The organism is Candidatus Poriferisocius sp. (genome assembly GCF_965202595.1).
GTDB lineage: Bacteria > Actinomycetota > Acidimicrobiia > Acidimicrobiales > Bin134 > Poriferisocius.
On record NZ_OZ241836.1, the window covers coordinates 2,433,406 to 2,445,506 of the forward strand.

At 66.8% G+C, this 12,101-nt stretch carries 8 protein-coding genes; 3 read left to right on the forward strand and 5 right to left on the reverse strand.

Features of this window, described 5'->3' with window-relative positions; all coding sequences use genetic code 11:
- Window positions 1-51: 51 nt before the first annotated feature.
- A complete protein-coding gene (locus ACOGXC_RS11020) occupies window positions 52-1,410 on the reverse strand; it encodes an ammonium transporter (RefSeq protein ID WP_419918240.1) in 1,359 nt (452 codons plus the stop codon).
- 254 nt (window positions 1,411-1,664) lie between these two features.
- On the opposite strand from ACOGXC_RS11020, the gene ACOGXC_RS11025 reads away from it, so the two are divergent.
- Entirely contained in the window at window positions 1,665-4,256 is a 2,592-nt protein-coding gene (locus ACOGXC_RS11025) for a heterodisulfide reductase-related iron-sulfur binding cluster (RefSeq protein ID WP_419918241.1), read from the forward strand.
- Between the two features lie 72 nt (window positions 4,257-4,328).
- On the opposite strand, the gene ACOGXC_RS11030 is transcribed toward ACOGXC_RS11025, so the two are convergent.
- From ACOGXC_RS11030 to ACOGXC_RS11045, 4 genes are all read right to left on the reverse strand, one after another.
- Window positions 4,329-5,234 (reverse strand): undecaprenyl-diphosphate phosphatase, encoded by a 906-nt coding sequence (locus ACOGXC_RS11030; RefSeq protein ID WP_419918242.1) that lies wholly within the window; start codon window positions 5,232-5,234, stop codon window positions 4,329-4,331.
- 18 nt (window positions 5,235-5,252) lie between these two features.
- The gene (locus ACOGXC_RS11035; protein WP_419918243.1) at window positions 5,253-6,599 is read right to left on the reverse strand and encodes a TldD/PmbA family protein; all 1,347 of its coding nucleotides are present in this window, start codon (window positions 6,597-6,599) and stop codon (window positions 5,253-5,255) included.
- A gap of 128 nt (window positions 6,600-6,727) precedes the next feature.
- Window positions 6,728-8,134, reverse strand: a complete 1,407-nt coding sequence (locus ACOGXC_RS11040) for a TldD/PmbA family protein (protein ID WP_419918244.1) — start codon at window positions 8,132-8,134, stop codon at window positions 6,728-6,730.
- Between the two features lie 196 nt (window positions 8,135-8,330).
- Window positions 8,331-9,956, reverse strand: coding sequence for an acetolactate synthase (locus ACOGXC_RS11045; protein ID WP_419920066.1), 1,626 nt, complete (start codon window positions 9,954-9,956; stop codon window positions 8,331-8,333).
- 145 nt (window positions 9,957-10,101) lie between these two features.
- On the opposite strand from ACOGXC_RS11045, the gene ACOGXC_RS11050 reads away from it, so the two are divergent.
- Window positions 10,102-11,088, forward strand: coding sequence for a lysylphosphatidylglycerol synthase transmembrane domain-containing protein (locus ACOGXC_RS11050; RefSeq protein WP_419918245.1), 987 nt, complete (start codon window positions 10,102-10,104; stop codon window positions 11,086-11,088).
- Window positions 11,089-11,335: 247 nt separating this feature from the next.
- Window positions 11,336-12,097: a phosphatase PAP2 family protein gene (locus tag ACOGXC_RS11055; RefSeq protein ID WP_419918246.1), complete on the forward strand. Its 762-nt coding sequence runs from the start codon at window positions 11,336-11,338 to the stop codon at window positions 12,095-12,097.
- Window positions 12,098-12,101 lie beyond the last annotated feature (4 nt).

The window sequence follows — 12,101 nt, forward strand, 5'->3', positions numbered from 1 at the left end:
GCGGGAGAACCGGGAGCAGCGTCCTACACCCGGAACCTCCCGGTTAGGGCCTCACCGGGAGGTGATGTCTGGGCCGTAGCCGGGCAGGCCGTGCTCGTGGAGGTCGAGACCGCCGATCTCCTCCTCCCGGGACACCCGAAGACCCATGGTCTTTTTCATCACCGCGAACAGGATGCCGGTGGTGACGGTCACCCATGCGAATACCAGCAGCACGCCGAGCAACTGCACCACCAACTGGTCGATACCCCCGCCGTAGAACAGGCCGGCCTTGTCGGTGGCCACGAACCCGTCGGCGTAGCGGGCGAACAAGCCAACAGCCAGGGTACCCCACACCCCGCACACTCCGTGTACCGAGATGGCCCCCACCGGGTCGTCAATACCCCGCCGGTCGAAGAACAGCACCGAGTAAACCACGATGAACCCGGCTATGGCCCCGGTAACCACCGCGCCCATCGGGTTCATGGTCGCGGTTCCCGCGGTGATCCCCACCAGACCGGCCAGAACACCGTTGGCGGTCATGGCCACATCCAGCGAGCCGGACCGGCGCCAGATAACCGCCCCGGCGGTGACACCCCCAGCAGCCGCGGCCAAAAGAGTGGTTAGGGCGGCGTGCATCACCACGTTGTCGGCGGCCAGCTCCGAACCGGGATTGAACCCGAACCAACCGAACCAGAGAATGAACACGCCCAGCACCACGAAGGCAATGTTGTGGCCGGGCATGGCCCGGGGTTTGCCGTTCTCGTCGTACTTGCCGATGCGGGCACCGAGGAAGATCGCCCCCATCAGGGCGGCCCAGCCGCCGGTGCTGTGAACGATTGTGGACCCCGCGAAGTCACCGAACTTGGCGTCGCCGATCTTGAGGTCGGCGATCAGACCCTCGCCGCTCCAGAAGGAATGCACCACCACCGGATAGATCAACGCGGTCATGAAGAAGCTGAACACCAGGTAGGCGGAGAACTTGGTCCGCTCCGCCATGGCCCCCGAGGCGATGGTCACCGCAGTGGCCGCGAACACCACCTGGAAGAAGAAATCGGTGGGGCCGCTCAAGCCACCGTCGATGACATTGGACATGCCGCTCAAAAAGAACTTGTCGGTACCGAACAGTGACCCGGCATCGGTTCCGTAGGCGATCCCGAACCCAAAGGCGAAAAAGGCCAGCGCCCCGATGCACATGTCGGCCAGGTTCTTGGCCATTATGTTGCCGACATTCTTGGCCCGGGTCATCCCGGCCTCGACCATGCCGAAACCGGCCTGCATCAAGAACACCAGGACACCGGCGATGAACACCCACAGGTTGTCCATGATCGCTTGAACCGCTTCGGCACCGCCGTCCTGGGCCATTGCCGGAACAGCCCCTATGAGCACTGTTCCGGCGGCGATCAGCGCTCCCACTCCAAATTTTCTTCTCATTGGTACTCGGCCCTCCTCAGCCGTTTCCTGCGCTCACGCCACGGTTGGCACCAGCGCAATCGGGGCCAAGGTAGAGGGGCCAGGTTTCACCATTGTTTCTGCGCTGTGAATTCCGAGCGCCGAGCCACCCCCACAAGTACGGATGGGGAGCAAGCACGGATGGGGGAAGACCGCGGCGACCACCGGCGAGGCCGGCGACAAGCCACCCCTACAAGTACGGATGGGGGGTTACCGACCACTAGGTTGGCGTAACCATGGACCGAAAGAGGCTGCGCCCCTTCCACATAGTGCTCGGCCTCGGGCTGGGCTTCGCTGCCTTCACCATCGCCTCGGGCATCGCATCCACCATCACCGAATTCGAGAGCTCGGCCCGGATAACCCGCCACCCGTGGGAGAACATTCCCAACGGCTGGAAGGCAGCCTTCTACACCATCATCCCCATCTTCCTGGTGTGGTCGGCCTGGGAGTTCGCCAAGCGGGTCAAGAACTGGGAGCGGGGAGGCCCCGACAACCGGCGCACCACTACGGCGAACGTGAGAACCCGCCTTGAGGATCTCCGGCGGGGCGTGTACATGCGGACGCTTCTCCGGGAACCCGGGGCCGGGATCATGCACTCCATGATCTATGTCGGGTTCATCATCCTTTTGGGGGTGACCACCACCCTGGAGATCGACGAGCAGTTGCCCGACGGGGCCAAGTTCCTGCACGGTCGGGTGTACCAGGTGTACTCCGCAGTGGGCGACATCGCGGGAGCGGTCTTTCTGGTGGGGGTGCTGTGGGCCATCGTTCGCCGCTACGGCCCCCGGCAACTGCGGCCCTACCGCATACGCATAAAGTCCCGACCCGAGCACGCGGTGATTCTGGGCACGTTCCTCGCCATCGGCATCACCGGGTTCGGGGTCGAAGTGTTCCGGATCGCCCACCACGGCGTGCCCGACTTCGAGAAGTGGTCGGTCATCAGCTACCAGATCGCCGGGCAGGTGAGAGGTCTGGAGGGACTCGACCACTGGCACCAGTTCTGGTGGGTCGGCCACGTAATCACCTTCGTGGCCTTCCTGGTGCTACTGCCCATTACCATGCTGCGCCATATGTTCACCTCCCCGGTGAACATGTACCTGGGGGACAAGGATCGGCCCAAGGGAGCCATGAAGCCGATGCCCAACCTGATGGAGACCGATCTGGAGTCGTTCGGCGCGGCCACGGTGGAGGATTTCACCTGGAAACAGCTTCTGGACACCGATGCCTGCACGATGTGCGGCCGATGCACATCGGTGTGCCCGGCCCACGCCACCGGCAAGCCGCTCGACCCCCGGGAGATAGTGCTCAAGACCGGGGAGGTCATGGCCGCCACCGGCGACCCGGTGGTCAGCCCACCGCTGGGAACGGTTCCGGAGATCAAGGTTGAGGCCAACTCGCTGTTCGAACGGATCACCGGCGAGGAGATCTGGGCGTGCACGTCCTGCAAGGCCTGCGACGAGATCTGCCCGGTGAACATTGAAATTTTGGACAAGATCCTCGATATGCGGCGCTACCTGTCCCTGATGGAGTCGGACTTCCCCTCCGAGCTGGGCCAGGCCTACCGGTCGATGGAGAACTCCGGGAACCCGTGGGGTATGTCCCAGGGCGACCGGGGGGCGTGGGCCGAGGAGTTCGAGGGCATCACCGTGCTGGACGGCGGCAACCCGCTGGAATCCGAGTACCTGTACTGGGTGGGATGCGCAGGCTCGTTCGACGACAAGAACCGCAAGGTCACCCGGGCGGTGGCCAAGCTGTTGCAGCGGGCCGGGGTCAGCTTCTCCATCCTGGGGCCGGCCGAGAACTGCACCGGCGATCCGGCTCGGCGGTCGGGCAACGAGTACATCTTCCAGATGCTGGCGATGCAGAACATCGAGACCCTCAACAAGATGGGGGTCCGCAAGATCGTCACCCAGTGCCCCCACTGCTTCAACACGCTGGCCAACGAGTACCCCCAGCTCGGCGGCTACTACGAGGTGGTTCACCATACCCAGTTCCTGGAGGGGCTCATCGACAGCGGCCGCCTCGACATGACCGGGGCCCGCCTGGACGAGCGGGTGGTGTACCACGACTCCTGCTACCTGGGCCGTCACAACGATGTGTACCTGGCCCCCCGGCGGGTGGTCGGGTCGCTGGGCGGCGTTGAGGTGGTGGAGGCCCCGCGCAACGGCACCAAGGGGATGTGCTGCGGAGCGGGCGGAGCCCGCATGTGGATGGAGGAGACCATCGGCAAGCAGGTCAACGTGGAGCGATCCCAGGAGCTGCTGGCCACCGGGGCCGACCGGATCGCCACCGCCTGCCCGTTCTGCTACATAATGATCGACGACGGCGTAAAGGCCGAGGGAAGCGGCGAGGACGTGGTGGTGGGGGATATCTCGATGCACCTGTTGGAGGCGTTGGAGAACCGCGACACCGACCGGGAGGCCGCCCGCCGGGCCGATCTGCTCACCGTGCGCACCCGGACTCCGAGATCCGAGCCGGAAACCCTCGAACCAGCAGCCCAACCCCAACCCCTCGAACCCGCAGCCCAACCCCAAACAACCGAACCCGCAGCCACCCCAGATACTGCCCCCGACCCCACCCCCACGAGGACACCGGCAGCGGAACCAACCCGGCAGCCGGACGACTTCACCCGCATCAAGGGCACCGACCCGGCGCTGGCCCGGGCCCTACCCGAGCACGGGATCAACACCTATGAGGATCTGGCCGCCCTGGATGCCGCCGCGGTGCGCGACCTCGAAACCGCCCTGGAGATTCCCGGTCGAATCAGCAAGTGGAAATGGCCCGCCCAGGCGGCCGCCCTCATAGCCGAACACGAAGAACCCGACTGACCAATACCCCCCTCCCATGTATAAGGCGTGGTAAGCGCGGATCGTTGGCGGTCTTGATCGAGCCGGACGGACTCAGCGGATCGAGGTGGCAACAAGGCTGAGCACCAGTAGGCCCAGCATCACCCGGTACATGGCGAATGGGGCGAAACTGCGGGTGCGGACCAGGGCCAGCAAACCCCGTACCGCGCCAAACCCGGTCACCGCCGAGGCGATCATGCCCCAGATGAATCCGGCTCGGGCATCGGTGGGAATACCCCCCCACCCGCCGATGTCGATGAACAGGTACAGACCGGCACCGGCAATCACCGGAACGCTCATGAGCATGGCCAGCCTGGCCGCCGCCTCCCGGTCGAAGTCCAGCAAGCGTCCGGCGGTCATGATCACCCCCGACCGGGACACCCCAGGCTGGAGCGAGCACGCCTGGGCCAGTCCCAGCAGCAGCGCGTCGCGCACCCCCGCCTCTCCGGCAACCCGCCGGCCCGAACGGCGATCCGCCCACCACAGCAGGATTCCGAACCCGACCAGCATTATCCCGGTCAGCCATACCTGGTCATCGGCCCTGTCGATCACCGCCACCCCCCCCACCACCGCCGGCAAAGTGGCAAGCACCAGCAGCCATCCCAACTTGCCCTCGGTGGTCACCGGTGCCCGGCGCCATCCCAACTTGCCCTCGGTGGTCACCGGTGCCCGGCGCCATCCCAACTTGCCCTCGGTGGTCATTGGGGCCAGGCACCTGACCATCAGGCCGATCCCGTCGCGCAGCAACGACCACAACTCCCGCCGCAGGCACACCACCAACCCCACCAGCGTTCCCAGGTGCAGGGCCACGTCGAATGCCTTCTTGAGGTCGTCACGGTTCTCGAAATCGTTCCAACCCGCCAACCAGGGGATGATCTGCAAGTGCCCGCTGGACGAAACCGGCAGGAACTCGGTGAGCCCCTGGGCGATGCCCAGCAGGATGGCGTGCAGGACCGGCATGGCCCTAACCGGTTAGGGTTACGCGCCGGACATGGTGACCCCGGTCACCACCAGCGACACCCCGGCGGCGCTCATCGGCAACCAGGTGAGGTCGGATCCCACGGCGGCAACGTCCAGCAACATCCGCTGGAGGGTGGAGGCGATGGTGATCTCCCTGACCGGTTCGGCCAACTCGCCGTTACGGATCCTGAGGCCCTCCGCGCCGGTGGAGAAGTCCCCGCTAACCGGATTCACCCCCGAGTGCAGACCCGAGACCCCCTGCACCAGCACCCCGCTGTCGATACCGGCGATGAGATCGGCCGGCGACCGGGTGCCGGGCACCAGCGACAGCGCCTGGCAGCCCACCCCGGGGGTGCTGGCATAACCCCGCACCGCAGAACCGGTGGATGCGGTGCCTGACCGCCGGCCGGTGTAGCTGTTGTGCAAGAACCGCTTCAGCCTGCCGCCATCGATGAGCTGGTTGCGGCGGGTGGCCAGGCCCTCGCCGTCGGCATCGGCGGCGGTGAACGCCTCCGGGTTGGTAGGGTCGTCCACCAGACTGATGACCGCGGCCCCGACCTGGTCGTTCAGGCGATCGGCGAACAGCGAGCGCCCCTTGAGCACCGCCTCTCCCGACAGGGTGCTCCCGATGATGCCCAGGAACTGGGCGGTCACGAACGGATCCAGCACCACCGTGACCCGCTCGGTGGGGGGCTGCACCGCGCCCAGCATCCGGGTGGCCCGCTCCACGGCATCGGCCGCCGCCGCCGCTATGTCCAGAGTGTTGGGGTCCCGGCCCACCGAGAAGCCGAAACCGGTTTGGGTCTCATCACCCTCGGCGGCCAGCGAGTAAGCGGTGAGATAGCAGGAGGTATCCCGGCCGAAGCTGCGGATTCCGGTGGTGGTGACAATGGCATCGGCGCTCACCGAGTCGGCGTAGTCGGCCGATTCCACCCCCACGATGCGGGGGTCACCGGCCCGAACCGCCTGCTCCAGCTCCAGAGCCAGGTTGATCTTGGCCTCGGTGCCAAACCTCAGCAGCGCCTCGTTGTAGAGATCGAGCGGCGGCGGGTCCACCCCATCGGGCTCGGCCAGGCCGAAGAACTCATCGGGAGAGCCGAACGCCGCGTTGTCGCGGGCCTCGTCCAGGGTCTCGCCCAGCACCTCGGGGTCAAGGGTGCCGGCGTGGGCGAACCCCTGGCGACCCCCGGTGATGACCCGTATGCCCACCCCCTGCGAGTCGGCCACCGACAGCGACTCGATCTCCCCGTCGTACACCCGCACCTCGGTCTCGTGGCTATGACCAACAATCGCCTCGATCTGCTCCCCGTCACGCCCCCAACCCACGATCCGCTCAGCAATCCCCAGCAGCTCCTGAGGGTTCACAACGCAACACTCCCAATCATCCCCAACAGCTCCTGAGGGTTCACAACGCAACACTCCCAATCATCCCCAACAGCTCCTGAGGGTTCACAACGCAACGCTCCCAATGGCCTCCCGCAACCGGGATGGGCTCATGCTGCGGTTCCGCCCACGGTCATCGACGCCACCCGGAGCGTGGGGGTGCCGTCACCCACCGGTACACCCTGGCCATCCTTGCCGCAGGTGCCCGGTGATCCCATGGCGAAGTCGTTGCCCAGTGCCTCGATCCCGGCCAGCACCTCCGGGCCATTGCCGATCAGGTTCCCCTCCCGGATCGGGGGCCCGATCTCACCGTTCACGATCAGGTAGGCCTCGCTCATACCGAACACGAAGTCGCCGGTGGCGGTATTCACCTGCCCGCCACCCAGGTGGGCCACGTACACACCCCGGTCGGTGTCCCCGATGATGTCGCCGGGGTTCTCACGGCCGTTGGCCAGATAGGTATTGGTCATACGCACCATGGGCAGGTGCTGGTAGCTCTGGCGGCGGCCGTTGCCCGAGCTCTCCCGCCCCTTTTTGCGAGCCCGCAGCAGATCCCACATGTAGTCGGTGAGCACGCCGTTCTTGATGAGCACGTTGCGCTGGGCGGGACGACCCTCGTCGTCGATGGCGTAAGCACCCCACTCTCGGGCCATTGTCCCGTCATCCACGAGGGTGACCTCGGGATGAGCCACCTGCTCACCCACCCGGTTGCGGAACACCGAGGCCTGCTTGGCCACCAGATCGGCCTCCAGACCATGACCGCAGGCCTCGTGGAACAGCACCCCGCCCCCACCGGCACCGATCACCACCGGCATGGAGCCGCTGGGCGCGGGCTGAGCGGCCAGCTTGATGATCGCCCGGTTGGCCGCGGTGCGAGCCAGGGTGTCCACCTCGTACTCGTCAAAGAGCTCGAATCCCACGGGGCGGCCCACGCTCTCGAATCCGGTCTGCATGCCGGTGTCTCCCACCGCCACGCACGACACCGCGAACCGGGTACGAACCTGGTCGTCGCCCGCCAGCAGCCCGTCGCTGTTGGCCACCAGGATGCGACGGCGACCGTCGGCGTAGCGGGCCGACACCTGGGTGATGGCCGAACCGGCCCCCCGGGCGGCCTCGTCGGCCCGTCGCAAAAGCTCGACCTTGGCCGCCTTGGCCACCGACTCGGGCAAAAGCTCCACATCGGGGGACACCGGGACATCCAAACGGTCGAGCGTCACCACCCGGTGGCCACCCCCACCTCCCCGGGCCGCGGCCGCGGCCGCTCGGGCCGCCCCGGCCAAGCCGGCCTCGCTCAGATCGGAGGTTTGGGCGAATCCGGTGGTCTCCCCCACCACCACTCGGATCCCCGCCCCCCGGGTACGCCCCGAGGCCAGTTCCTCCACCTTGCCGTCGTCCAGCAGCGCCGAAGAGGATCGCCTGTCCTCCACGAAAACCTCGGCGAACTCACCACCGGTGGCCAGCGCCTCTGACAGCGTACCGGCAACAACTGACTCGTCGATCACAACCATTCTCCCCATCTCCAGATGTTGCAGCCTACCCGCTTCATAACCCAACCGGGAACAGTTACGCCCAGCTACTCACCATCACCCCAGCCCACCGCTGGGCCTACCGCTTCATAACCGAACCGGGAACAGTTACGCCGGCACTTCAAGTGCTGATCAAATGCGTCAAATGGGCGGAAACTGTGTCGCTTCTCGGGCTGGGTCTTCGATTTCAGCCCAGGTTGGAGCGGCGGGGGTAGGCGTGTTCGGGGTCGCAGATGATGTTGACCAAGTAGGGCACCCCGGCATTCAATGCCCGCTTCAGGGCGGGGGCGATGGCATCGGGACGCTCCACCGTCTCGCCGGCACCGCCGAGGGCGGACACCACCTGGTCGTAGCGGCACCCGGGCTGGAGGTCGGCGGCCACGTCGTAGCCGTAGATCTGGCGCATGGGGTGCTTCTCCAACCCCCAGCAACCGTTGTTGCCCACCACGATGGCCACGGCCAGGTTGTGGCGCACCAGCGAGTCGGCATCCATCAGCGAGAACCCCGCGGCTCCGTCGCCCAACAGCAGCACCACCTGGCGATCGGGATGGGCCACCCGAGCGGCCATGGCGTAACCCAAGCCGGTTCCCAGGCAACCGTAGGGGCCGGGATCCAGCCAGTGGCCCGGCCGGTGCGAATCCACAAACCTCCCGGCGTAGGAGACGAAGTCGCCACCGTCGCCAATCACCACCGCGTCCCGATCCAGCAACCGGCGCAGCTCCCCGTACACTCGGGTGGGCAGGATCGGTTCGGTCGCCGCCGCCAGCAACCCCTCCTCCCCCAATCGAGCCTCCTCCTCGGCATCTCGCAGTTCGGCCACCCACCGGCCCCGCTCGTTCGGGTGAGCCGGAGAGGGGCCGCCGGCCAGTGCCCGCAGTACCCGCACCAGGTCGCCAGACACCGATGCGGCCGGCTCGGTATGGGTCGATACCGATGCGGCACTATCGGTGAGGTGCACCACCCGGGCATCGCCGAACCGGCCGAACGAAAGCCGGAAGTCGAGCGGGGTGCCGGCCACGATCACCAGGTCGGCATCGGTACGCAGCCGCCCCCGGGTGCGGCTGAAGAACAGCTCGTGGTCGGCAGGCAGGCACCCCCGACCCAGACCGTTGGCAAATGTGGGCAACCGCTGGGCCTCCACCCAGGCGCGGAGGGCATCCCAGGCACCGTCCCAGTAAACATCGGTTCCCACCAGCACCGCGGGCCGAGAGGCTGTGGACACCATGGCGGCCACCGCGGCCACCCCGCCGGGATCGGGGGCGGCTCCGGCCGGCATGGGCTCGCCGGGCACAACCCCGGTGCCCTCGGAGAACAGCACATCCATGGGGTAGTCCACGAACACCGGCCCCCTATGGGGGGTCATGGCCTGCTGCACCGCTCGGTAGGTGACCGTGGCCAGATCATCACCGCCCCTCGCGGTGAGCGACCGCTTGGTTACCGGGGCCAGGATGGGAACGTGGTCCAACTCCTGGAGCGACCCCGACCCCCAGCGGTTCTCCGGGGCCCGCCCCCCCAGCACCACCAGCGGGGCACCGTTGAACCAGGCGGTGGTCACCGCGCTCACCGAGTTGGTCACGCCGGGACCGGCGGTAACCGCAGCCACCCCCGGCCGGCGGGTCAGCTTGGCCAGAGCCTCGGCGGCGAACACCGCTGTCTGCTCGTGCCGCACGTCGTAGAGCGTGACATCGCCCCGCTTCACCGCCGCGTCGTACAGCGGGAATATGTGGCCTCCCGACAGGGTGAAGAGTTCCCGTACCCCGAAGGGAGCCAGCGCGGCCATCACATGATCGCCCCCATGACCGATAATCCGCATGCCCGACATTCGCCTTACCGTAATGTCCAATTACCAATACCGGCCCGACATTCGCCTTACCGTAATGTCCAAGTAACCCCTGTTGGGGCAATAGTGTTGGCCGGGTGACCCCGATGGCCGCCCCAGACGGTTACGCGGGCCCGGTTTGACCGCTAGGCAAACCCGGCGCCGCCGAGTCGGCATCGCCGTGAGGGTGGCCATCAGCATGGCCCTGCTCGGTCTGCTGGTGGTGTGGGTGCCATCGTTCGATGCCGACAAGCTCTGGCCCGACTTCAACCCGGCCACCCCGTTCTGGCTGCTGGGGGCGTTCGGTCTCACCCTGGGCAGCATGGTACTGGCCACCGCCCGGTGGTACGAGGTGGCCCGGGCCCTGGGGCTGCGCGTCAAACCCCGGCGCATGTTCTCGCACTACATGGCGGGAATCTTCATCTCCAACTTCGTGCCCACCACCGTGGGGGGCGACCTGCTGCGAATTTCCCGTCTCAGCAACGACACCAACAACGGCCCCCACAGCTTCGCCTCGGTACTGCTCGAGCGGCTCAGCGGCTGGATCGTGCTGCCGGCCTTCACCTTGCTCGGCTTGGCGCTGGACGAGGAGTTGCGGGGTCTGGGGGCCCCCACCCGGGTAGCGGCCATCACCGCGGGCCTCACGCTGCTGGCCCTGGGCCTGATCCTGGTGCTGGTGGGCAACCAGGGCTTCGGTAACTGGGTCCGCCGGCACAACGGCTGGGTCCGCTTCGTGAACGGGCTGCACACCGGCATCGACGAACTGCGAACCAAACCCCGGGACACCGGCCGGGTTGTGCTCACGGCCTTCGCCTACCAGGCTGTGCTGCTCGCCGCGGCCGGCTGTGCCGCCAAGGTGGTGGGAATCAACGGGTTGGGACCGACCGAGCTGATGGCGTTCATCCCCGCGGTGCTAATCATCCAGGTGCTGCCCCTGGGGTTGGGGGGGCTGGGTTTGCGAGAGAGCGCGCTGGTTCTGTTCCTGCGCGATCTGGGGGTGGCCGACGAGCGGGCCGTCGCCATGGGTCTTCTGCTCTACTTGCTCACCCTGGTGGCCAGCTTGGTGGGCCTACCCACACTGGTCTTCGACCGGCGCCTCAAGACCCCCCACTCCGATCCGGAATGAACCCCAAACACCGCACCAGGCCCGACCCGGAATGAACCCCGGCCCCAAACACCGCACCAGGCCCGACCCGGCATGAACCCCAAACACCGCACCAGGCCCGACCCGGAATGAACCCCAAACACCGCACCAGGCCCGACCCGGAATGAACCCCAAACACCGCACCAGGCCCGACCCGGAATGAACCCCAAACACCGCACCAGGCCCGACCCGGAATGAACCCCAAACACCGCACCAGGCCCGACCCGGAATGAACCCCGGCCCCAAACACCGCACCAGGCCCCGCTGGTACCTGGAGTTGGCCGTCATCGGTGCCTTCTACGGCGTCTACTCCTGGGTGCGCAACCGGTTCGGCTCCGCGGCGGTGGAACCGGCCGAGGCTCAGACCAACGCCGAACGAGTGATCCACTGGGAGCGCAGCATCGGGTTGTACTTCGAGCGCGACCTTCAGGACCTGTTCATCGGCTGGGTGTCGTTCATCCAGTTTTGGAACCTGTTCTACGGGTTGATGCACTTCGCGGTCACCGCCCTCACCCTCATATGGCTCTACTACCGTTTCCCCCGCCACTACCCGTTCTGGCGCACCACCGGGTTGTTCACCACCGGATCGGCCCTGGTGGGGTTCGCACTGTTCCCGCTGATGCCTCCCCGCCTGCTGTCGGCGGGTGGCCGTTACGGGGGCACCCTGCCCGAAACCGGATACGTGGACACGGTGACCGAACTGGGCGGCCTGTGGTCGTTCACCTCGGGAGCGGCCGAGCAGCTCTCCAACCAGTACGCCGCTATGCCCAGCCTGCACTTCGCCTGGAGCCTGTGGTGCTTTCTGGCGCTGCGCAAGCACCTGGTGAACCCGGTGGCCCGGTGGGCCCTGGCCGCCTACCCCTGGCTAACCCTGTTCGCCATCGTGGTGACCGCCAATCATTACTGGCTGGATGCCGCCGGCGGGCTGGGTGCGCTGGGCGTGGGCTGGGTCGGGGCCCGGGGCTATCACAAATGGCGGGAGCGCGAGTAGTCTG